25 protein-coding genes are annotated in these 21,356 nt (G+C 62.9%); 17 read left to right on the top strand and 8 right to left on the bottom strand.

Annotated elements, in window-relative coordinates:
* Window positions 1–17: 17 nt before the first annotated feature.
* On the top strand, window positions 18–1,349 hold the full coding sequence (locus NKI29_RS06850) for a dihydroorotase (RefSeq protein ID WP_352795741.1): 1,332 nt from the start codon (window positions 18–20) through the stop codon (window positions 1,347–1,349).
* Between the two features lie 32 nt (window positions 1,350–1,381).
* Here the strand turns inward: NKI29_RS06850 and NKI29_RS06845 are convergent, their stop codons facing one another.
* The 4 genes from NKI29_RS06845 to NKI29_RS06830 all read right to left on the bottom strand — a co-directional run bounded on the left by NKI29_RS06845 (window position 1,382) and on the right by NKI29_RS06830 (window position 3,749).
* Window positions 1,382–2,185 carry a hypothetical protein gene (locus NKI29_RS06845; RefSeq protein ID WP_352795740.1) on the bottom strand — a complete coding sequence of 268 codons (804 nt, stop codon included), beginning with the start codon at window positions 2,183–2,185 and terminating at the stop codon, window positions 1,382–1,384.
* An 80-nt stretch (window positions 2,186–2,265) separates the two neighbouring features.
* Window positions 2,266–2,523, bottom strand: coding sequence for a hypothetical protein (locus NKI29_RS06840; RefSeq protein ID WP_023677749.1), 258 nt, complete (start codon window positions 2,521–2,523; stop codon window positions 2,266–2,268).
* Between the two features lie 374 nt (window positions 2,524–2,897).
* Window positions 2,898–3,275 carry a TIGR02301 family protein gene (locus NKI29_RS06835; protein ID WP_023677748.1) on the bottom strand — a complete coding sequence of 126 codons (378 nt, stop codon included), beginning with the start codon at window positions 3,273–3,275 and terminating at the stop codon, window positions 2,898–2,900.
* Between the two features lie 48 nt (window positions 3,276–3,323).
* Complete coding sequence (locus NKI29_RS06830) at window positions 3,324–3,749, bottom strand: NUDIX hydrolase (protein ID WP_352756284.1); 426 nt, start codon at window positions 3,747–3,749, stop codon at window positions 3,324–3,326.
* Between the two features lie 123 nt (window positions 3,750–3,872).
* Here NKI29_RS06830 and NKI29_RS06825 point away from each other — a divergent pair, with 123 nt between their 5' ends.
* The gene (locus tag NKI29_RS06825; protein ID WP_352569646.1) at window positions 3,873–4,634 is read left to right on the top strand and encodes an SOS response-associated peptidase; all 762 of its coding nucleotides are present in this window, start codon (window positions 3,873–3,875) and stop codon (window positions 4,632–4,634) included.
* Between the two features lie 55 nt (window positions 4,635–4,689).
* On the opposite strand, the gene NKI29_RS06820 is transcribed toward NKI29_RS06825, so the two are convergent.
* Window positions 4,690–4,839: a hypothetical protein gene (locus tag NKI29_RS06820; protein ID WP_352569648.1), complete on the bottom strand. Its 150-nt coding sequence runs from the start codon at window positions 4,837–4,839 to the stop codon at window positions 4,690–4,692.
* Between the two features lie 414 nt (window positions 4,840–5,253).
* Between NKI29_RS06820 and cysS the strand changes: the two genes are divergently transcribed.
* The 7 genes from cysS to rarD all read left to right on the top strand — a co-directional run bounded on the left by cysS (window position 5,254) and on the right by rarD (window position 11,665).
* The gene (cysS, locus tag NKI29_RS06815) at window positions 5,254–6,723 is read left to right on the top strand and encodes a cysteine--tRNA ligase (protein WP_352569650.1); all 1,470 of its coding nucleotides are present in this window, start codon (window positions 5,254–5,256) and stop codon (window positions 6,721–6,723) included.
* Window positions 6,720–7,106 carry a VOC family protein gene (locus tag NKI29_RS06810; protein ID WP_352795739.1) on the top strand — a complete coding sequence of 129 codons (387 nt, stop codon included), beginning with the start codon at window positions 6,720–6,722 and terminating at the stop codon, window positions 7,104–7,106. Before cysS ends, NKI29_RS06810 begins: the two co-directional genes overlap by 4 nt.
* Before the next feature lie 6 nt (window positions 7,107–7,112).
* Entirely contained in the window at window positions 7,113–7,604 is a 492-nt protein-coding gene (locus NKI29_RS06805; RefSeq protein WP_023677742.1) for a GFA family protein, read from the top strand.
* Window positions 7,601–8,077 carry a GFA family protein gene (locus NKI29_RS06800; RefSeq protein WP_352569652.1) on the top strand — a complete coding sequence of 159 codons (477 nt, stop codon included), beginning with the start codon at window positions 7,601–7,603 and terminating at the stop codon, window positions 8,075–8,077. The genes NKI29_RS06805 and NKI29_RS06800 overlap by 4 nt, the downstream gene beginning before the upstream one ends.
* Window positions 8,074–9,030 (top strand): prolyl aminopeptidase, encoded by a 957-nt coding sequence (gene pip / locus NKI29_RS06795; RefSeq protein ID WP_023677740.1) that lies wholly within the window; start codon window positions 8,074–8,076, stop codon window positions 9,028–9,030. Before NKI29_RS06800 ends, pip begins: the two co-directional genes overlap by 4 nt.
* On the top strand, window positions 9,027–10,649 hold the full coding sequence (gene cimA / locus NKI29_RS06790) for a citramalate synthase (RefSeq protein WP_352569654.1): 1,623 nt from the start codon (window positions 9,027–9,029) through the stop codon (window positions 10,647–10,649). Before pip ends, cimA begins: the two co-directional genes overlap by 4 nt.
* Before the next feature lie 83 nt (window positions 10,650–10,732).
* Window positions 10,733–11,665 (top strand): EamA family transporter RarD, encoded by a 933-nt coding sequence (rarD, locus tag NKI29_RS06785; RefSeq protein ID WP_352569656.1) that lies wholly within the window; start codon window positions 10,733–10,735, stop codon window positions 11,663–11,665.
* 55 nt (window positions 11,666–11,720) lie between these two features.
* On the opposite strand, the gene NKI29_RS06780 is transcribed toward rarD, so the two are convergent.
* The gene (locus NKI29_RS06780) at window positions 11,721–12,011 is read right to left on the bottom strand and encodes a muconolactone Delta-isomerase family protein (protein ID WP_352569658.1); all 291 of its coding nucleotides are present in this window, start codon (window positions 12,009–12,011) and stop codon (window positions 11,721–11,723) included.
* Window positions 12,012–12,111: 100 nt separating this feature from the next.
* On the opposite strand from NKI29_RS06780, the gene NKI29_RS06775 reads away from it, so the two are divergent.
* Window positions 12,112–13,017: a LysR family transcriptional regulator gene (locus NKI29_RS06775; RefSeq protein WP_352569659.1), complete on the top strand. Its 906-nt coding sequence runs from the start codon at window positions 12,112–12,114 to the stop codon at window positions 13,015–13,017.
* Between the two features lie 94 nt (window positions 13,018–13,111).
* Here NKI29_RS06775 and NKI29_RS06770 read toward each other — a convergent pair whose 3' ends face one another.
* Window positions 13,112–13,723, bottom strand: coding sequence for an LOG family protein (locus NKI29_RS06770; protein WP_352569662.1), 612 nt, complete (start codon window positions 13,721–13,723; stop codon window positions 13,112–13,114).
* A gap of 114 nt (window positions 13,724–13,837) precedes the next feature.
* Between NKI29_RS06770 and NKI29_RS06765 the strand changes: the two genes are divergently transcribed.
* The 4 genes from NKI29_RS06765 to NKI29_RS06750 all read left to right on the top strand — a co-directional run bounded on the left by NKI29_RS06765 (window position 13,838) and on the right by NKI29_RS06750 (window position 18,122).
* Window positions 13,838–15,343, top strand: coding sequence for a LysM peptidoglycan-binding domain-containing protein (locus NKI29_RS06765; protein ID WP_352569664.1), 1,506 nt, complete (start codon window positions 13,838–13,840; stop codon window positions 15,341–15,343).
* A gap of 60 nt (window positions 15,344–15,403) precedes the next feature.
* Window positions 15,404–15,778, top strand: coding sequence for an ArsR/SmtB family transcription factor (locus NKI29_RS06760; protein ID WP_023677733.1), 375 nt, complete (start codon window positions 15,404–15,406; stop codon window positions 15,776–15,778).
* Between the two features lie 20 nt (window positions 15,779–15,798).
* Window positions 15,799–17,685 (top strand): ABCB family ABC transporter ATP-binding protein/permease, encoded by a 1,887-nt coding sequence (locus NKI29_RS06755; protein ID WP_352569666.1) that lies wholly within the window; start codon window positions 15,799–15,801, stop codon window positions 17,683–17,685.
* An 89-nt stretch (window positions 17,686–17,774) separates the two neighbouring features.
* Window positions 17,775–18,122 (top strand): antibiotic biosynthesis monooxygenase, encoded by a 348-nt coding sequence (locus tag NKI29_RS06750; protein ID WP_352569818.1) that lies wholly within the window; start codon window positions 17,775–17,777, stop codon window positions 18,120–18,122.
* Between the two features lie 5 nt (window positions 18,123–18,127).
* On the opposite strand, the gene NKI29_RS06745 is transcribed toward NKI29_RS06750, so the two are convergent.
* Complete coding sequence (locus NKI29_RS06745; RefSeq protein WP_352569668.1) at window positions 18,128–18,994, bottom strand: SMP-30/gluconolactonase/LRE family protein; 867 nt, start codon at window positions 18,992–18,994, stop codon at window positions 18,128–18,130.
* Between the two features lie 264 nt (window positions 18,995–19,258).
* Here NKI29_RS06745 and NKI29_RS06740 point away from each other — a divergent pair, with 264 nt between their 5' ends.
* The 3 genes from NKI29_RS06740 to NKI29_RS06730 all read left to right on the top strand — a co-directional run bounded on the left by NKI29_RS06740 (window position 19,259) and on the right by NKI29_RS06730 (window position 21,289).
* The gene (locus NKI29_RS06740; RefSeq protein ID WP_023677729.1) at window positions 19,259–19,957 is read left to right on the top strand and encodes a phosphatidylserine decarboxylase; all 699 of its coding nucleotides are present in this window, start codon (window positions 19,259–19,261) and stop codon (window positions 19,955–19,957) included.
* A 3-nt stretch (window positions 19,958–19,960) separates the two neighbouring features.
* Window positions 19,961–20,776: a CDP-alcohol phosphatidyltransferase family protein gene (locus NKI29_RS06735; protein ID WP_023677728.1), complete on the top strand. Its 816-nt coding sequence runs from the start codon at window positions 19,961–19,963 to the stop codon at window positions 20,774–20,776.
* A 249-nt stretch (window positions 20,777–21,025) separates the two neighbouring features.
* The gene (locus NKI29_RS06730) at window positions 21,026–21,289 is read left to right on the top strand and encodes a hypothetical protein (protein ID WP_023677727.1); all 264 of its coding nucleotides are present in this window, start codon (window positions 21,026–21,028) and stop codon (window positions 21,287–21,289) included.
* Window positions 21,290–21,356 lie beyond the last annotated feature (67 nt).

The raw sequence follows: 21,356 nt of genomic DNA, 5'->3' as shown, positions 1-21,356 counted from the left end.
CAAGAGACCGGATCCGTATGGCCCCCATCTACGATCTCATCCTGACAGGCGGCACCGTGGTCAATCACGACGGCCAGGGTTTTCGCGACATCGGCATCAATGGTGGGCGCATCGCTGCCATCGGCGACCTCCGCCAGGCGTCGGCCGGTGAGACGATCGACTGCCGTGGGCTGCACATCCTGCCGGGCGTTGTCGACAGCCAGGTGCATTTCCGCGAGCCGGGCCTGGAGCACAAGGAAGATCTGGAGACGGGCTCGCGGGCAGCGGTGCTCGGCGGCGTCACCGCCGTCTTCGAGATGCCGAACACCAATCCGCTGACCACCAGTGAGGCAACCCTTGCCGACAAGGTGCGGCGTGCCACCGGCCGCATGCATTGCGACTTTGCCTTCTGGGTCGGCGGGACCCGCGACAATGCAAAAGACGCTGGCGATCTCGAGCGGCTGCCTGGTGCGGCCGGCATAAAAGTTTTCATGGGCTCGTCCACCGGCGACCTGCTGGTCGAGGACGACGAAGGCGTTGCCTCGATCCTGAGGAACACACGCCGCCGCGCCGCCTTTCACTCCGAGGACGAGTTCCGGCTGCGCGAGCGGCTTGGCGAGCGCATCGCGGGCGATCCGTCCTCACATCCGGTGTGGCGCGACGAGATCGCTGCGTTGCGCTGCACCGAGCGCCTCGTGCGAATCGCGCGCCAGGTCCGCGCCCGGATCCATGTGCTGCACATCTCGACCGCCGAGGAGATAGGCTTCCTCGAACAGCACAAGGATGTCGCGACCTGCGAGGCGACGCCGCATCATCTGACGCTGAGCGCCGATGATTATGCGCAGTTGGGCACCCTGATCCAGATGAACCCGCCGGTGCGCGCCACGCGCCATCGCGACGGGGTCTGGCACGGCGTTGCGCAAGGCATCGTTGATGTGCTCGGCTCCGACCATGCGCCGCACACGCTGGCCGAGAAGGCAAAGCCTTATCCGGCGTCGCCGTCCGGCATGACCGGGGTGCAGACTTTGGTGCCGATCATGTTGGATCATGTCAACGCCGGCCGGCTGACGTTGCAGCGCTTTGTCGACCTGACCAGCCACGGCCCGCAGCGTATTTTCGGCATCGCCAGGAAAGGCCGTATTGCCGCCGGCTACGATGCCGATCTGACCATCGTCGATCTGAAGCGCCGCGAGACCATCGCCAACGCCCAGCAAGGCTCCAAGGTCGGCTGGACGCCTTATGACGGCAGGCAGGTGACCGGCTGGCCGGTCGGCACCATCGTTCGCGGCCGGCGCGTGATGTGGGAAGGCGAGATCGTCACGCCGGGCCAGGGTAGGGCGGTGGAGTTTTCCGAGGCGTTGGCGGGCTAAGCTCCTGTCTCCAAGAGACCATGCTTAGCCACTCAATCGCCGGCGACGAAGAACGTCCATTGTCCGGTCGGCGTGATGCCGACGCGGTAGAAAATGTAGGCACCGAACTGCTTCATGTCGTCATAGTCGCTGGCGGTGACGATCTTGAACAGCTCGACCCGTTGTCTGGCGTCGAGCTTGTCCAGCGGCAGGGCGAAGAAATAGGGCCAGACATAGAGATCCTGCGGCGTGCCGGCATCGACATGGACAAAACCGGCACTGAGCACTTCTTCCAGGATGGCGAGGATCTCCTGGCCTTCCGTATCGCCCGAAAGGCCCTTCAGGAAGGCGATCGGGTCGCCCTCGATGTCGCCCAGCGACAATTGGGTCATCATGTCTCCCGTGCCGATCAGCGGCCGAAGTTTTTCGATGTCGCCGCTTTTGCACGCCTCGACTATCAGATCGTGCATGCGCCTGACCGGTTCCGGCAACTTGGCCAGGTCGTAGACGACTTCGGGCACGGGCGCGTCCGGATCGACATGCGGATTGGCCATGCCCCCATCGTTGGCCGGCCCTTTCGGTTCGGTTTGTTCCGGCTCGTCGGATGGCGTCGGCCGGCTGGTCGGTGGTGGCGTCGTGCCGAGCGGGCCGGGCATCGGCACGGTACTTCCGGGCGGCGACATGTCACCGTCGGGTGGCGGCGTGACCGGTGAGGGAAGGTCTTCGCGCTTGATCTCGCTGAGGGCGTGAGCGGGACTGCTCGCAAGAAACAGTGCAAGGGGAATCGTGGCGCAGGAAGCAGTAAGCCAAATGCTGAGGACCAGGCCGCGCGGCTTGCCTGATATCGAAAAATTCACCGCCTGCTACTCCCTGGTTCCAGCCCATCCATGTGCCCGGACATGATGTCCGGCGGCGCGCCGTCGTCAAAGAACCGGGGTCAGTGCCGCAGTCTTTCGGGCTCGAAGGCCCCGGCAATCACCTTTTCACGCATGCGATCGAGCAGGGCAAGCGCCGAGGTCTCGCCATTGGTGCGCAGCATTTCGCCGAATGCCGTTTCGAGGGCTGCCTCGGCGATGATTTCCGGCTCGATCCCGGCCGACAATCCTTCTGCCCAGGCTTCGCTGTGGCTTTCCACGGCGGTCAGGCGCTTTTCTTCCCTGACCAGCGCGTCGATGTCGTTGACGCCATGTTCCATTGCGATTTCCACCCTTTCAAGCGGTGATCCGTTGGACAGGGATCAAGCTTGAGTTGTCCCTTTTACACGCAGGCGCAGTAAGTATTTGTAAATACGACATTTTTTTGGTCGTCTTCTACAAATTCCGTCGCGTCCAGCAAACCTGCGTCCGATCCGATTCAAACTTAGCCGATTAGGCCGGCCAAGGGGACGGAAACCTTCAGTTTGAGTTAATTTCACATTCGCGCGCTAACGTTTCGTTAACATAGTTGCAAAAGTGCAACATCAGGTTTGCACCAAGACCTCACCCGAGGCAAGCGGAGAAGTGTCGAACGCGTCCGCCGCCCACGGCGCCGGCGGTTGATGCCGGTTTGCCGGAACGGCAGCTGCCGTCGTCAGTTTCCGTAGCGCGAAGCGATGTCGCGAGACAGCGTCTCGCCTTCCTTCATGTAGCGGCTGATGGCTTCCGTCGCCGAGGCGGTGCATTGCGTATAAGTACCGCCGAACGACCGGTAGCCGCGGTTGAAGCTGGCGATGAAGCGGGCGCGCCGCTCCGGGTTCGGATTTTCCGATGCGATCAGTTTTTCCATCTCGGCTCGCCACCGATCGCCCTTCTCGCCACACAGATTACGCAGGAAATGCAGCGAGCCGAGCACTTCCGCCAGCCGCATCAGCCCGGGCTCGAACGGTGCTTCGGCGGCAATCGCCGGGCGCGCACCGACAACCACACTGACGGCGAGGCATGCGGCGAGAAAAGAAGACGTGCGGCTCATGAGTCCTTGTGCTGAAACAATTTGTCGCCTGCAAGGCGATTCTCTGGCTCAGATCTCGCCGTCTTTGTTGGGACCGAGTAGATCGTCGGCAATTTCAAACACTGCATCGGCGAGCGGCATCGCTGTCATTTCGGCCAGCGTATAGAAAGCCGCGGTCTCGGCGTCGTCGCTGGCCACCGCCTCGCCGCCAGCATAATCGGCCCCAAACACCGTCAGCCAGTAGTCGACCGGATGCCCGTCGCCGCTGCCGTCGATGTGGATTTCCCGCAGCGGCCGGTAGCTGCGCGCCTGCAATCCGGTCTCTTCCAGCAATTCGCGCCGTGCTGCCTGTTCCAGCGTCTCGCCGGCTTCGACCTTGCCGCCGGGAAAGGCATGGAGGCCTTGCGAGGGCGGCCTGGCCCGCTTGACCAGCAGCACCGTGTTCTCGCGCACGACGCAGACCGAGACTGCCGGAATGATCTTGCGTGCTTCCATGGGCTTCGGATCGCTCGATTGGCATAGCCCGTTGTGGACCGGCCGTCGGCGAACAGCTTTAGCGGTTGCGAAAGGCGGGTTCCATGGCCACTTTCACATGCCACCAATTCGAGAGCTGAATTCATGTGCGGACGCTTTGCTTTGACGGCCACTCCGGACCAGACCGCCGCCTTTCTCAGCCTGGCGGAACTTGAGGAGTTTCCGGCCCGCTACAACATCGCGCCGACGCAGCCGGTGCTGATGGCGCTCGCCGGATTGCCGCGGGCGGCGGGCTCGAACCTGCCCGACCGCCGCTCGATGCTGGTGCGCTGGGGCCTGATCCCGGCCTGGGTCAAGGATACGCGTAACTTCCCGCTGCTGTTCAACGCGCGTTCTGAGGGGGCTTCGGAAAAGGCGTCGTTTCGCGCTGCCATGCGCCATCGCCGCGCCCTGGTACCGGCTTCGGGATTCTACGAATGGCACCAAACCGGTGGCAGAAGTGGGCAGCCCTATTGGGTGCGGCCAAGGCGTGGCGGGCTTGTCGCCTTCGCTGGGCTGATTGAGACCTATGCCGAGCCGGGCGGCTCGGAAATGGACACCGGCGCCATTCTGACCGCCCACGCCAATGCCGATACTGCCCATATCCACGACCGCATGCCGGTGGTGATCCATCCCGAAGATTTCGCGCGCTGGCTGGATTGCCGCACGCTCGAGCCGCGCGATGTGGCCCATCTGCTGAGACCCGCCCAGCCCGATTTCTTCGAAGCGATCCCGGTTTCCGACCTCGTCAACAAGGTCGTCAATACCGGGCCGCAGATTCAGGAGAAGGGCGTCGTCGAGCCTGAGCCCGAGAAGGTCAGGCGCCAGAAGTCCGGCGCGAACGACAGTCAGATGAATTTATTTTAGCAAAAGCTACTATTGCTGGTGCGCCGTGAGCGCCTCAACCTTCCCGACGGCATTCTCAGGCAGCGCGCGGCGAAACGATCTTCTGCGCCGGCTTCTTCTTCTTCGCGGTGTGCAGAAGAGCTGCGACGATTGCTGCCGGGCCGATCGCCCGGTAGTGGCTGGCGAGCGCCGGTTGCTTGACGCGGTTGGATTCTTGCTTAGGCATTGTTCTCTTCCCTGGTAACGTCTTCGTGTCTGCGTTTGCTGGCCGAATCCGACCAAATCGTGACGCTTGCTGATCTAGCCGGCGAATGTTTCATCACAGTGCCGACCTGTTTAATAAAATGTTTCAGTGGCTCAATTCCTGTGAGCCAACGATATTTTTGGCGAAGGTAGCGACTTGACGGCAACACCGGGCAAGGCGATAAAGCCGGCCATGAAAACGTCTTTCGCCATTTGTGGCATTTGCATTATCGGCTAGCCTCGCGCTGGTCCTGGACGTTTTCGCCTCATCTCCTCCCAGATTGGACAAACGCCCCGGCCAGCAGGCTGGACCCCGATTTGCGCCTCGGCGTAACCGACTCCATCCAGAGCACGATCCCAAAAGATCATGCCAAAGTAACGCACCGGGAACGCACGTATGTCTGACGCATCGAAGAGCCTGCGCCTCTACAATACGCTAACGCGGAGCAAGGACGATTTCTTCCCGATCGATCCGCGCAACGTGCGCATGTATGTCTGCGGCCCGACAGTCTACGACTTCGCCCATATCGGCAATGCGCGGCCGGTGATCGTCTTCGACGTGCTGTTCCGTTTGCTGCGCCATCTCTACGGGCAAGCGCACGTCACTTACGTCCGCAACATTACGGACGTCGACGACAAGATAAACGCCCGCGCACTGCGCGATTTCGGCGGCGAGATTGCCTCTGGCAGGCTGTCGCTGAACGAAGCGATCAGGCGGGTCACCGAAAAGACCGCCGACCAGTTCCACAAGGACGTGGCGGCGCTCGGTTGCCTGGAGCCGACGGTCGAGCCGCGCGCCACCGAGTTCGTCGAGCCCAGGCCCGACGGCAAGGTCGACATGATCTTCTTGATTCAGCGCTTGATCGAACGCGGCCATGCCTATGTCGCGGCTGGAGAAGTCCTGTTCGACACCGCTTCCATGCCGGATTACGGGCAGTTGTCGAAGCGCAATCTCGACGAGCAGCAGGCAGGCGCGCGCGTCGCCGTCGATGCGCACAAGAAGAACCCGCAGGATTTCGTGCTGTGGAAATTGTCTTCGCCCGAGGAGCCGGGCTGGGACAGCCCGTGGGGCAGGGGTCGGCCAGGCTGGCACATCGAGTGCTCGGCGATGTCGGCCGCCTATCTCGGCGAGGTGTTCGACATCCATGGCGGTGGTATCGACCTGATCTTTCCGCACCACGAGAACGAGATCGCGCAATCGCGTTGCGCCCACGGCACCGAAACGATGGCCAAGATTTGGATGCACAACGGTTTCCTGCAGGTCGAGGGCCAGAAGATGTCCAAGAGCCTGGGCAATTTCTATTCGATCACCGAATTGCTGGAGACGGATACCTTTGGCGGCCGCAAATGGCCGGGCGAGGTGCTCAGGCTGGCGATGCTGATGACGCACTATCGCGAGCCGATCGACTTCTCCGTGCGCAAGCTGGAAGAGGCGGAGAATACGCTGCGCAAATGGAAGCGGGCGGCTGATCTGGCGCCGCCGACGGCAAAGCCGGTGCCGGCGGATGTGATCGAAGCGCTGTCGGATGACCTTGCCACCTATGCCGCATTCCAGTTGCTGACGCAGTTGGCTGGTGATGCTGTTGATTTCAACGCAGGTAGCGGCAAGGCAGCCGCCGAAGACAACGATGCTGCCGCTTCACTGAAGGCATCGCTTCTGTTCCTCGGCTTCGACATCGCAACAGCCAAGGTGGATGAAGACGCCATTGCCAAGGCGATCGCCAAACGCCTCGCGCTGATCGCCGCCAAGAACTGGGCCGAGGCCGACCGCATCCGCGACGAGTTGCTGACGCAAGGCATCCAGTTGAAGGACGGCAAGGACCCCGTCACCGGCGAACGCATCACCACCTGGGAGGTAAAAAGATGATCGATCATCTCGGCATCACCGTTTCGGATTTCGACGCGTCGAAGGCTTTTTACGACAGGGCGATAGCGCCGCTCGGCGCCTCGCTGCTTTACATGGTGCCGCAGGGATATACCGGCGGCGCCAAGGTCGGCGGCTACGGCCGCGACCGGCCGGTGTTTTGGCTGCATGCCGGCAAGGACAAGCCGAAGGATCATCAGCATGTCGCCTTCACCGCTCGCAGCCGCGCCGAGGTCGATGCCTTTCACGCCGCGGCGATTGCCGCCGGCGGCAAGGACAATGGCGGGCCGGGCCTGCGCCCGCACTACCATCCGAACTATTATGGCGCCTTTGTTTTCGATCCCGACGGCAACAATGTCGAGGCGGTTTGCCATGCCCCGGAGTAGTGCGCGATGAGCCTCGACAACAGACCGGTCTATACAGGCGGCTGCCAGTGCGGCGCGGTGCGCTTCCGCGTCGAAGGAGCTCTCGGCGATGCTTCCGTATGCCATTGTCGCATGTGCCAGAAGGCGAGCGGCAATTTCTACCTGCCGCTGGTCTCGGTGCGCGGCGCAAGGCTGGACTGGACGCGCGGTGAGCCCAAACGCTTCCGCTCGTCCAACGCGGCTTTGCGCGGTTTCTGCGCCGAATGCGGCACGCCGCTGACCTTCGAAGCGCCCGACGGGGTGGCCCTCGCCATCGCCACATTCGACCACCCCGAGGAGATCGCCCCGACCATCCAATGGGGTGTAGAAGCCAAGCTCCCGTACGTGGATCACGTCCACGAATTGCCAGGTGAGGAAACGATGGCCGACGTCTCGTCGGCCTCCTATCTCGCCGATCTCGTCTCCTACCAACATCCCGACCACGACACCGAACAATGGCCGCCGGAGGAAAAATCATGACCGAAACCGTTCGTACCGGCGGCTGCCAGTGCGGCGCCGTGCGCTTCCGCATCCACGGGGCGCTCGGCCGCTCGTCCATTTGTCATTGCCGCATGTGCCAGAAACAGTTCGGGTCGTTTTTCGGCGCGCTGGTGACAGTGCCGAGCGACGGGGTCGAATGGGTGCGCGAGGAGCCGAGTTACTTTCAGTCGTCGGTCAACATCGATCGCGGCTTCTGCGCCCGCTGCGGCACACCGCTGACCTACCGCCAGCCCGGCGCGCTGGAGATCGCCATCGGCGCCTTCGACGACCGTTCCGATCTGGCGCCGCAGATCCAGGTTAACTACGCCGCCAGGCTGCCTTGGGTCGAGACGATCTTCGACGCGCCGATCCATGACGACCCGGATTTCTACGCGCGACAGGAATCCATCATCTCCTTCCAGCATCCCGATCACGAGACGGCCAACTGGCCGCAGCAGGGCCTGAAATTATGAGCAGCGAATTCCGTACCCTCTATCCCGAGATCGAGGCTTTCGAGTCCGGCATGCTCGACGTTGGCGATGGCCATCAGGTCTATTGGGAGCGCTCCGGCACCAGAGGGGCCAAGCCGGCTGTCTTCCTGCATGGCGGGCCGGGCGGCACCATTTCGCCAAAGCACCGGCGGCTGTTCGATCCGAAGCTGTACGATGTCATCCTGTTCGACCAGCGCGGCTGCGGAAAATCGACGCCCAATGCCTCGCTTGAAGCCAACACCACCTGGCACCTGGTCGCCGACATCGAGCGCCTGCGAAAAATGTGCGGCTTCGACAAATGGCTGGTGTTCGGCGGTTCGTGGGGTTCGACGCTGGCGCTGGCCTATGCCGAGACCCACCCCGAGCGGGTCAGCGAACTGGTCGTGCGCGGCATCTACACGCTGACCCGCGCCGAACTCGAATGGTACTACCAGTTCGGCGTGTCGGAGATGTTCCCCGACAAGTGGGAGCGGTTTCTGGCGCCGATCCCGGAGGCCGAGCGCGGCGACATGATGGCCGCCTACCGCAAACGGCTGGTCGGCAGCGATCCTGTGGCGCAGGTCGAGGCCGCCCGCGCCTGGAGCCTGTGGGAAGGCGAGACGATCACGCTGCTGCCGGAACCGGAAACCAGCGGTCCCTTCGGCCAGGATGATTATGCCCTGGCTTTCGCCCGCATCGAGAACCACTATTTCGTCCATGCCGGCTGGCTGGAAGAGGGACAGCTGCTGCGCGATGCATGGAAGCTTAAGGATATCCCGGGTACCATCGTTCACGGCCGCTACGACATGCCGTGCCCGGCGCGCTACGCCTGGGCGCTGCACAAGGCGTGGCCGCAAGCGGATTTCCATCTGATCGAAGGCGCCGGCCACGCCTATTCGGAGCCGGGCATCCTCGACAGGCTGATCCGCGCAACGGACATGTTTGCCGGGAAATGACCATGGCTCGCGAGCGCCTTTATCTGTTCGACACCACGCTGCGCGATGGTCAGCAGACGCCGGGTGTCGACTTCTCCGTCGAGGACAAGATCGCCATCGCCAAGCTGCTCGACGAGTTCGGCATCGACTACGTCGAGGGCGGCTACCCCGGCGCCAATCCAACCGACACCGCCTTCTTTGCCGAGCGCCGCACGGCCGATGCCAAGTTCGTTGCCTTTGGCATGACCAAACGGGCAGGAGTGTCGATCTCGAACGATCCTGGGCTTGGCGCGCTGGTCCAGTCGAAGTCGGACGCCATCTGCTTCGTCGCCAAGAGTTGGGACTACCATGTCCGCGTCGCGCTCGGCTGCACCAATGAGGAGAACCTCGAGGCGATCAAGGCCTCGGTCGAGGCGGCGCTCACTGCCGGCAAGGAGGCGATGGTCGACTGCGAGCATTTCTTCGACGGCTTCAAGGCCAATCCAGATTATGCGCTGGCCTGCGCCAGGACGGCCTACGATGCCGGCGCGCGCTGGGTGGTGCTGTGCGACACCAATGGCGGCACGCAGCCCTCCGAGGTGCGCGCCATCGTCGAAAAGGTGATCGCCGCCGGCATACCGGGCGATCATCTCGGCATCCACGCCCATGACGACACCGGCCAGGCGGTGGCGAATTCGCTTGCCGCCGTGGGGGCCGGCGTGCGCCAGATCCAGGGCACGCTGAACGGCATCGGCGAGCGCTGCGGCAACGCCAACCTGATCTCGATCGTGCCGACATTGGCGTTGAAGCCGGCCTTTTCGGGCCGCTTTGCTACAGGCATTTCGGCAGAAGCGTTGACCGGTATATCGCGCCTGTCCCGCGCCTTCGACGAGTTGCTGAACCGCGCGCCCGAAGCGCAAGCGCCCTATGTCGGCGCCTCCGCTTTCGCCACCAAGGCCGGCATCCATGCCTCGGCGCTGGCCAAGGAGCCGGCGACCTACGAGCATGTGCCGCCAGAGACTGTCGGCAACCGCCGCCGCGTCATGGTTTCGGACCAAGGTGGCAAGGCCAATTTCCTCGCCGAGCTGAAGCGGCGCGGCATCGACATGCCCCGGGATGACCATCGCCTCGATGCGCTGATCGCTGTAGTCAAGGAACGTGAGGCGGAGGGCTACGCGTACGAAGGCGCCGACGCCAGCTTCGAGCTTCTGGCGCGCAAGATGCTGCATGGCCTGCCGGAATTCTTCCGCGTCACCTCGTTCCGCTGCATGGTCGAGCGCCGCTTCGACGCCAACGGCCAGCTGAAGACGGTCTCGGAGGCGATCGTGAAAGTGCTGGTCGAGGGCGAGGAGAAGATGTCGGTCGCCGAAGGCCATGGCCCGGTCAACGCGCTCGACATTGCGCTGCGCAAGGATCTCGGCAAATTCCAGAGCGAGATCGCCGATCTCGAACTGGCCGACTTCAAGGTGCGTATCCTCAATGGCGGCACCGAGGCGATCACCCGCGTGCTGATCGAATCGCATGACGGCACCGGTGCGCGCTGGTGGACAGTCGGTGTCTCCGAAAACATCATCGATGCTTCGTTCCAGGCGCTGATGGATTCGATCGTCTACAAGCTGATGAAGAACCGCGACATGGCGGGATTGGCGGCGGCGGAATAGCGTTGAACCATCAGCGAGACTCCATTGATCCATCAGCAATTTGCGATGGTTTTGGGCAAGCCGCTGGCGCATAGCCTTGGGCCATGGCTACCCAAGCACTTCAAATCGAGGCCGATACCAAAGCTCGTCGCGGCTTCCTGCTGGCGCTCGGCGCCTACCTGCTTTGGGGGCTGCTGCCCTTCTACATGAAGGCTGTCGCGCATCTGCCGCTGGCCGAAGTCATTGCCCACCGCATCGTCTGGTCGGTGCCGATCGCGGCCGCTGTCCTGGTCTGGGCCGGCCGCACTGCCGATTTCAAAGCGGCAGTTCGTTCACCGCGCATCATTTCGATGGCGGTGCTGACGGCGGCGCTGATCTCGGTCAACTGGGGCATCTATGTCTGGGCGATCGCGGTCGACCGCACCATCGAGACCGCGCTCGGCTACTACATCAACCCGCTGGTCAGCGTCGTTGTCGGCGCGCTGCTCCTCGGCGAGCGGCTCGACCGCCTGCAGATCGCGGCGGTGGTGCTGGCGGCAATCGCGGTCGCGGTGCTGACCATCGACGCCGGCAAACTGCCCTGGGTGTCGCTGGTGCTAGCCTTTTCCTTTGCCGCCTATGGCTTCTTCCGCAAGACGCTGCCAATCGGCCCGAGCCAGGGCTTCCTGCTTGAAGTGCTGCTGCTGTCGGTGCCGGCACTCGGCTACATCATCTTCCTGATCGCCACAGGACAGGATCATTTCGTCTCCAGCTCGCTGAACGACACCGCCTTGCTGATCGGCTGCGGTCCGGTCACCGCCGTGCCTCTGCTGTTGTTTGCGTTCGGCGCCAGGCTGCTGCGCCTCTCCACCATCGGCATCATGCAATATATCGCGCCGACGATCGTCTTTTTGATCGCGGTGCTGATTTTCGGCGAACCCTTCGGCAGTGTTCAGGCCATAGCCTTCGGGCTGATCTGGGCGGCACTGGCGATGTACTCCTGGTCGATGTTTTCTTCGGCGCGCAAGACCGTTTCCGCATCAGCTCGAGCCGCGTAACGAAGAAAGGCGGCTGGCCGGTCTTAATGCCGGCAGCCGCGTCTTTCACGAGCGCTCAGCGCTTCGGCCCGAAGCCGGGATATGGCTGCAGCGGCACGACGGCGGCAATATCCATCATGCCGGCCTTGACCAGCGGTAAAGTTGCAAGATGGTGGCGCACATCGACATCGCTGCCGGCTTCGAACATCATGCCGCTGCCGGGAATGTCGCCCCGATTCCACACCTGACGCACGGCGCCTTCGGCATAGAGCGTGCGGCGCTGCTCGGCCTCGCCAGGCAGCAGCGGCGCGAAATCGGCGTCGGTGAACTTTTCGGTGTTGCGCGCAAGAAGGGCAAAGAACTGCATCGGAATCTCCTGATGTTGGCCGTTGGAATGGCGGAAATATTCGCTTCTGCTGGCCAGACAGTCCAAGACTGATTAGGCTAAATTTGAGACCTCACGGGACTTGAGCATCGAAGCAACAATGTTCGACCTGCGCCAGCTCCGCTATTTCATCACGGTGGCCGAAACCGGCAACGTCGGGCGTGCCGCCGAATTGCTGCACATCTCGCAGTCGCCGCTCAGCCGTCAGATCATTCAGCTGGAGGAGCAGCTGGGCGTCGCACTGTTCGAGAGGGCGAGGCAGCGTGTTCATCTCAATGCCGAGGGCCGCGCTTTTCTTGCCGAGGCGCGTGCGCTGCTGGCCCATGCAAGACGGCTCGAGGAACTCGGCCGCAATCTCGCCAGCGGTACGGTCGGCCGTCTCGCCATCGGTTATGTGGAAGGTGCGGTCCATGCCGGGCTTGTCGCTCGGATGCTGCGCCAGTTTCGCCGCGACCGGCCCGAATTTCATCTTCAACTGAAGGGTCAGCGTTCCGCCGCCCAGATCGAAGCGCTGCGCGAACGATCGCTCGATCTGGGCCTTGTCAACACGCCTCCTTCTGCCGATGATCCCGACATCGTCGCCATGCTCATCATGCGCGAGCCGCTGGTTCTGGCGATGCCGGAAGGCGATCCATTGGCAGAAATCGCGGAGATACTGCCGCAGCAACTGGACGGCCGTACCTGGATCACGGTGGTGCGCCAGCCTGACGACACCAACCGTAGCCAATTTCTCGCCGCCTGTGCGAAGGCCGGTTTCCTGCCCGACATAGCCTATGAGACGACCGATCCGTTGACGTCGTTGGGCTTGGTCAGCGCCGGGCTTGGGCTGGCGACGGTGCAGGCCAGCCTGCGGAGTGCCGCCCCGCTTCAGATCGTGTTTCGCGATCTGCCGTGGTTCGAACGCACCGTCTCGATCCATCTCGCCTGGCGGCGTCAGGACAAGCGTGCGGTCATCGGAGACTTGAGGAAGGCAGTAGGGAAGGAGTGAATAGTGAATAGACAGGCGCCGGTTTGGAAAGTCTTCTACTTCACCATTCACCATTCACCATTCACCATTCACCATTCACCATTCACCATTCACTCTACATCTTATCAATCACCGACTGCACGCCCTCCGTCGGTGCATCGACGGAGAATCCCGCCACCATGATAGCGGCGACGATTGCTTCCGGATCCTCGACCACCAGCGGCTTGACCCGTTGCGCCGTGTGGATGAAGCCCTCCGCTGCCATGTGGTCGAGCAACGCCAGCATCGGATCCCAGAACCCTCCGACGTTGCCGAAGACGATCGGCTTGCGGTGATGGCCGAGCTGCGCCCAAGTCATGATCTCGACGATCTCCTCGACGGTGCCGATGCCGCCGGGCAACGCCACAAAGGCGTCGGATTTCTCGAACATCCTGTGCTTGCGCTCGTGCATGTTGTCGGTGACGACGAGCTCGTCGAGCCGGTTAAGCGCGGTTTCGGTCGCCTCCCTGTTGATCAGAAAACGCGGAATTATGCCGGTTACCTTGCCACCGGCCTTTAATGCCCCTTCAGCGACGGCACCCATGATACCTTTAGTGCCGCCGCCATAAATCAGACGCAGGCCGGACTTGGCGATCGAGCGGCCAAGCAGGTGTCCGGCCTTGATATAGGTTTCATCTCGGCCCGGGGACGAGCCGCAATAGACGCAGACAGATCGAATCGTGTTCATGTTATGATTGGTGATAGGGACTATTGGCATGGTCAAGCCCTGGGGCGGGCTTTTTCTTGTCGGCTTTGGTAAAACAGGCTAGACCGAAATTAGGTGGCTAAGGGGCAGGGAAACATGGCAATTAATCCATTGAAGGCGTTTTTGTTCGCGGCTGGCGGCTCTGTCGCCGCGGCGGGAACCGCCTATGTATCGGGCGCGCTCGACCCGTATCTCAATTCTACCCGGCCTGCGGAGGTCGCGGCGCTGACGCCGCCGGCTTCGAAACCGGCCGCTCCGGCGACCGAGGGCCGGCTGCCGCCTGCGTCTGCCGCGTCCACCGATGCGGCAGCGCCCGCCGCGCCGGCCACAGCAGGTGCAATCGTGCCGACCTTCGACATCGTGCGCGTCGAAAGCAACGGCTCGATCGTCGTCGCCGGCAATGCGGCGCCCAACGCCAAGGTCGAGATTCTCAACGGTTCGGCTGTCCTCGGCTCGACGGTCGCCGGTCCCGACGGCGCCTTTGCCATTATTCTCGACGATCCGCTGAAGCCCGGCGACTACACGATCACACTGCGCTCGACGGCTGGCAATGTCGTGACCGCCTCGGCGCAGACCGCCGTCGTTTCGATCCCCCAGAATTCCACCGGCCAGGTGCTGGCAATGGTCGAGGAGCCGGGCAAGCCGTCCGAACTGCTCACTGTTCCGGGCCCTCAGGCGAAATCTGACGCCTCGCCGCCTGTCGGCGAACAGGCGGCCGTTCAGCCACCCGCCACCGGCACCGAATTGCCGGCTGCCGCAGCGCCGGCGCCAGCCGCCCCGGCGGCTGATGTTCCAGCAGCGCCTGCTCCTGCCGCGCCGGCCGCTGTTGAAGCCGCGCCGGCTCCGGCAGCACCCGCCACACCGGCAGCGCCCGCCACTCCCGCGGCGGAGCCGAAGATCGTCGTCGAAGCTGTCGAAATCGACGGTAACAAGATTTTCGTTGCCGGCCTTGCCGATCCCGGCCGCAAGGTGCGTGCCTATGCCAACGATATCCTGCTCGGTGACGCGAAGACCTCGCCCGACCGCCACTTCCTGGTCGAAGCGACACGCGACATCCCGGTCGGCACCTACACCATCCACGTCGATGCGCTCGACGCCGACGGCGTGACGGTGGTGGCCCGTGCGGCTGTGCCGTTCGAGCGCGAGCCTGGTGAGGCGGTTGCGGCCGTGGCGCCGGCCGAGCAGAAGCCTGCCGGGATAAAACCAGCCGAGCCGAATGCTCCGGCGACCGAAGCCGCACCGGCAACGGCCGCCGAAACGCCCGCAACTGCCCCCGCTCCTGCAACCGAGGCCCCGGCCGAAATGGCTGTCGCAACGCCCCCGGGCGAAACTCCCGAGACCGTGGCGCCAAAGCTCGAACATGCCGATGGCGCAGTCATCATCCGCCGCCATGACACGCTGTGGCGGATTTCGCGGCGGGTCTATGGCCAGGGCATGCGCTACTCGACCATCTATCTCGCCAACCAGGACCAGATCAGCAATCCGAACCGCATCTGGCCGGGGCAGGTGTTCAAGGTGCCGGAGAAATCGAAGGAAGGCGAGCCCGCCGATCTCAAGGCAATGGGCGACCAGATGACGACGGCGCCAGTCAAGACCGAGTAGCCGTTCTGCCCATCAGGATAGCTTGCGGCAGGGCCAGTCATCGTTTATCGCCGATGGACGATGACCGAATCCCCCCTCGTAACGGACCGAAGCCGCGCGGCAGATGAACGCGCGCCGGCCAACTGCACGCCGGCCAACTGCACGCCGGATAGCCGCGCTGTCGCTGTCCGGCTCGCGGCCCTTTCGCATCCAGCGCGGATCGAAATTCTCAAACACCTTTCCGCAAGCCGTTCCTGCTGCTGTCGAGAGGTCGTCGAGCATCTCGACCTGGCGCAGTCCACCGTTTCCCAGCATTTGAAGATCCTGGTTGAGGCCGGGCTGATCCGCTTCGAGCCTGACCGCCAGCGCTCGCGCTATGAGCTCGACCGCGCCGCGCTCGCCGATGTTTCGGCATCGCTGGCCGCGCTGGTCGATTCCTGCTGCTCCGGCCGCTAAAATCATAAAGGTAAACAAGAATGGCCGAGAAAACCGTTTCCGCAGATTCCGGCTCGACCTTCAGAACGTTGCGCAATCTCTGGCCCTATATGTGGCCGGCCGACCGCGCCGACCTGAGGGCGCGCGTGGTGTGGGCAACCGTACTGCTGGTTGTCGCCAAGCTGACCCTGGTGGCCGGACCCTATTTCTTCAAATGGGCGACCGACGCACTGGCCGGCGATAGCAAATCGCCGCCGCCGCTGCCGGCCCTGTTGCTGGCGCCGGTCATGCTGGTCGTCGCCTACAATGCCGTGCGGCTGGTGCAGCTCGGCTTCAACCAGTTACGCGACGCCCTGTTTGCACGGGTCGGCCAGCATGCGGTGCGCCGGCTCGCCTTCCGCACCTTCGTGCACATGCACGAACTGTCGCTGCGCTTCCACCTCGAACGGCGCACCGGCGGACTGTCGCGCGTCATCGAGCGCGGCACCAAGGGCATCGAGACGATCGTCCGCTTCACCATGCTGGCGACGGCGCCGACAATCGTCGAATTCGCGCTCACCGCCGGCATCTTCGCCGTCGCCTATGGCTGGCTATACGTCTTGGTGATCGCGGTCACGGTCTGGCTCTATGTCTGGTTCACCGTTAGGGCGAGCGATTGGCGTATTTCGATCCGCCGTGAGATGAACGAAAGCGACAATGAAGCCAGCACGAAGGCGATCGACTCGCTGCTCAACTACGAAACAGTCAAATATTTCAATAACGAAGCCATGGAGGCCGAGCGGTTCGACCGGTCCACGGCGCGCTATGAGTTGGCGGCGACCAGGACCTGGACCTCGCTTGGCTGGCTGAACTTCGGCCAAGGTGTGATCTTCGGTATCGGCATGACCGTCGTCATGGTGATGTCGGCGCTCGAGGTGAAGGCGGGCACACAGAGCGTCGGCGATTTCGTCTTCGTCAACGCCATGCTCATACAGCTTTCGGTGCCGTTGAATTTCATCGGCATGATCTACCGCGAAATTCGCCAGGGCCTGACCGACATCGAAAACATGTTCGATCTGCTTGACGTCAAGCGTGAGATCGTCGATCGGCCGGGCGCCAAGCCGCTGGTCGTCGATGCCGGCAGGGTCGAGTTCCGCGACGTACATTTTTCCTACGACCCCAACCGCAAGATCCTGAAGGGCATCAGCTTCGAGGTGCCAGCCGGCAAGACGGTGGCCATCGTCGGCCCCTCCGGAGCCGGCAAGTCGACCATTTCGCGGCTTTTGTTTCGCTTCTACGACATCCAGCGCGGCAAGATTCTGATCGACGGCCAGGACATTCGCGACGTGACGCAGGAGAGCTTGCGCGCTGCCATCGGCATGGTGCCGCAGGACACGGTGCTGTTTAACGACACCATCGCCTACAACATCCGCTACGGCCGCGTCGGCGCCAGCGAGGAGGATGTGCGCAAGGCGGCAGAACTGGCCCAGATCGGACCGTTCATCGAGCGGCTGCCCGACGGCTATCGCTCAATGGTCGGCGAGCGCGGATTAAAACTGTCCGGCGGCGAGAAGCAGCGGGTGGCGATTGCCCGCACCATTTTGAAGGCACCGCCGATCCTGATGCTCGACGAGGCGACCTCGGCGCTGGACAGCCACACCGAGCAGGAGATCCAGGCGGCACTCGACCTGGTCAGCCAGGGCCGCACCACCCTCGTCATCGCCCATCGGCTGTCCACAGTGATTTCGGCCGACGAGATCATCGTCCTGCAGGATGGCCAGATCGCCGAGCGCGGCACCCATGTCGCCTTGATAGCCAAGCGCGGCCTTTATGCATCGATGTGGGACCGCCAGCGCGAGGCAAGCGAGGCCGAGGAGCGGCTGCGCATTGCCCGCGAAAGCGACGAGTTCGGCGTCGTCGTCCGCCGCCGCACCTCGGAGGTGAGCTGAAAATTCGTGCTTGACCTCAACTTAAGTTGAGATCGTAGGCCGTTTTGGATCGCAGCAAGATGCGTCGTTCAAAAACGGAGACAATCGATATGAATGGGATAAATCAGGCAGTTAGTGGCGGCAGTGTATTCCGGGTGGACAAGTTTGTCGTTCCGGCCAACGCCCGCGAGGAGATTCTTGCCAAGGTCCGGATGACGCATGATTTGCTGCGCCAGCAGCAAGGGTTCGTCCAGGATTTCCTGCTTGAGCAATTCTCGGGGCCGGGCGAGTTCAACCTCGTGACCATTGTCGAATGGGAAGGGCAGGCCGCCGTCGACAAGGTCGTGCCGATCATCAAGGCCGCGCATGAGCGCAGCGGCTTCAATCCTCAGGAGACCATCGCGCGACTTGGCGTCAAGGCCGATATTGCCAACTATCAGCGGATTCACGGGATGTAAGCTCTCTACGGCCAGCCGGCGCCCGGCGCAGTAGCGTCGACGCTGAGCACTTGGCCGGTACGGGCATCGCTGATCATATGTTCGAAGCCGCGCCATTCGGCGGCGACGATGAACAGCGTTTTTCCCTCGCTGCCGCCGAGCATGCAGGCAAAGCAGCCGCGGTCGACATCGACACTTTCGAGCATCGCGCCGCCCTCGCGCACCCGCACGCAATGCCGGTTGGGAACGTCGGCGTACCACGCCGCACCTTCGGCATCTAGGCAGATGCCGTCGGGAAAACCGTTGCCGAGATCGGCCCAGACCCTCCGGTTGGAAAGGCCACCATCGGCAGCGATGTCGAAGGCGGTCAGCCGGTTGGCGTGGGACTCGGCAACGATAAGCGTCTTGTTGTCAGGCGTCACCGCCATGCCATTGGCGAAGGCGAGGTTCTCAGCCACCTGCTGAACCGAGCCGTCAGGCGCGACCAGCACGATGGCGCCGGGGCCGAAATGCTGGCCGGGACCCGGAGCAGGCCCACCACCATTGACATAGATGTTGCCGCGTCCATCGACGACGATCTCGTTCCACGGGCTCTTTGATAGTTGTCTCAGATCGGCATGGGTGACCAATGTCCCGTCTGCCTCCTGCCTGAGGATCAGCCCTTCGCGGCCGGACACGACAAGCAGGCGCCCGTCCGGCAGCCAGTCAATGGAATAGGGCAGGGTGGCCGGCACGGTGAGCGCGATCTCGCTGTTGCCTAGGGCGTCAACGGCGATGATCTGGCCTGTGCCCCAGTTGCAGAACCACAGCCGGCCATCGTGCCAGCGCGGTGACTCGCCGAAGGCCAAGCCGTTCATCACCACTTGCACTTGCCTAGCTGCTGATTTCTGCATGGGCCGAGAACCTCCGGGTTTGCGCAAATCGTCATGGCCGAAAGGCCGATGAGAGGCGCTGTCTTGCCAAGGACGGGCGAGAGTGCTGCGTTCCGACAATCGCAATGAACATTTCCGGTTGATCACTTCGGCAGTCCGGATGCTGCTAACGGCATCCTGAAACGGCGGCGACCGCCACCCCCCGAGCGCTCTCATTGTCGCGTTGCGACCGCGGGGTGTTTCCGCTATTGAGGCCGGACTTGGAACCAAGGTTGCCCTCATCCCATGAGCCTCGTTGACACGATCAAGAATGCGTTCGTTCCGATCCATCGCGAGGGTTATCCCTTTATCGCTGCATTCGGCGCGGCGACGCTCTTTCTTGGCTATTTCTCCTCGACCCTGTTCTGGATCGGTCTCATCCTGACGGCCTGGTGCGCCTATTTCTTCCGCGATCCCGAGCGTGTCACGCCGATCGACGACCGGTTGGTTGTCAGCCCGGCCGACGGCATCGTTTCGGCGGTTGGCCCGGCAGTGCCGCCGCGCGAGCTTGGCCTCGGCGGCGGCGAAATGACCCGCATCTCGGTATTCATGAACGTCTTTTCCTGCCACGTTAACCGCTCTCCGGTGCGTGGCCGCATTTCCAGGATCGAGCATCGGCCAGGAAAATTCCTCAATGCCGAACTCGACAAGGCAAGCACCGAGAACGAGCGCAACGGGCTGGTCATCGAAAGCCCCAATGGAACGGTGGCCGCGGTGCAGATCGCCGGCCTCGTGGCGCGGCGCATCGTCTGCTGGGCCGAGCCCGGCGGCGCCATCGGCACCGGCGAGCGCTTCGGGCTGATCCGCTTTGGCTCGCGCGTCGATGTATTCCTGCCCTCGACCGCGACGCCGCGTGTCGCCGTCGGCCAGACCGCGGTTGGCGGTGAGACGGTGCTGGCGGAATTCGGCGGCGTTGCCGCAACGCCGCTCGTGCGGATCTCCTGACCGGTGGCCCCGCCGTTCAAGAAATTCGAGGCGCATGGCGGCGGTGGCCCGCGCATTCGCGAAATCCCGATGCGCATGGTGCTGCCCAATCTGGTCACGGTGCTCGCCATCTGCGCCGGCCTGTCCGGTATTCGCTTCGGCTTCGAGGGCCGCTTCGAGCCAGCGGTGGTGATGGTGCTGCTCGCGGCCTTCCTCGATGGTATCGACGGCCGTCTGGCGCGAATGCTGAAGGCGACTTCCAAATTCGGCGCCCAGATGGATTCGCTGGCCGATATCGTCAATTTCGGCGTGGCACCGGCGCTGGTGCTCTATGCCTTTCTGCTCGACAGGGCAGGTTCGCCGGGCTGGATCGCCGCGCTGCTGTTCACCATCGCCTGTGGGATGAGGCTTGCCCGTTTCAACGTGCTCGACGAAGAGCTCGACCGTCCGCAGTGGCAGACCGAATATTTCGTCGGCGTGCCGGCGCCGGCGGGTGCGGTGCTGGTGATGCTGCCGCTCTATCTGTTCTTCCTCAGGCTTGGGCTTGAACCCAGCCGCCTGGCAGCCTTCATTGCCACCGGCTTTACAATATTGGTGGCGTTCCTGCTGGTCAGCAGACTGCCCGTCTATTCCGGCAAGAGCGTCAGGATACCGGGCGACAGAGTGCTGCCGATCATCCTCGCAGTCGTCCTCTACGTCCTGCTTTTGATGACCTATCCCTGGTATACGCTGACGGCCTCGGTTGCCGGCTATCTGGTCTTCTTGCCGTTCAGCGTGCGCGCCTATTCGAGACGCGCCAAGCGCGAAGGCGAGAAGGTGCCGTCCTCGGATATTGGCTGACAGATTTGGTGCCAGTTCGCGTTGGGCCTGGCAGTGCATGATTCCGAAAAGGGTCGTCCGTTTAGACTCAGGACCGGCTCACACAGCGCGCGGCGCTGTGGAATGCACCTCAAAAACACCGGTTTCGGAACTTGCTGGGCGGCTAGACCGTTTGTGTTTGGTAGGTCCGTCTGAGCGGCTGCTCGTGGTACGTCATCTACGTCGCGCAAGCTGCCGCATCGGGCTCAGAACCATCGGAAACGAGGAGAAATGGCTGTCATCCTCATCGGCGTGTTACTGACTGTCGCCGGCCTCGTCTATATGGCGGTAGCAGCCATCATGCGCGGGCGGCTTAGTGAACCGGCCGCTGTCTCCACCGCGCCGGACAGTCCGACGCCTTATCTCGCAACACCAGGTCCGACCCTGGAGCCGCGGCGGCGCGGGCTCCGTTTTCTCGGCCTGTCGCAGAACTGGCCGGGCCTGCTGATGATGGCCGTCGGCGCCATTCTGCTGTTGTCGGTGGTGGTCTTCTAATGCATTCGCGCAAAAGTGTGCAGCGGTTTTGCGATAACGGCATGCATAAAAGCAAGAATCTAAAGCG

It is taken from the genome of Mesorhizobium sp. M0678, assembly GCF_040320505.1.
GTDB lineage: Bacteria > Pseudomonadota > Alphaproteobacteria > Rhizobiales > Rhizobiaceae > Mesorhizobium.
The sequence above is the reverse complement of the archived record's forward strand: the minus strand, read 5'-3'. Positions and strand labels throughout refer to the sequence as shown.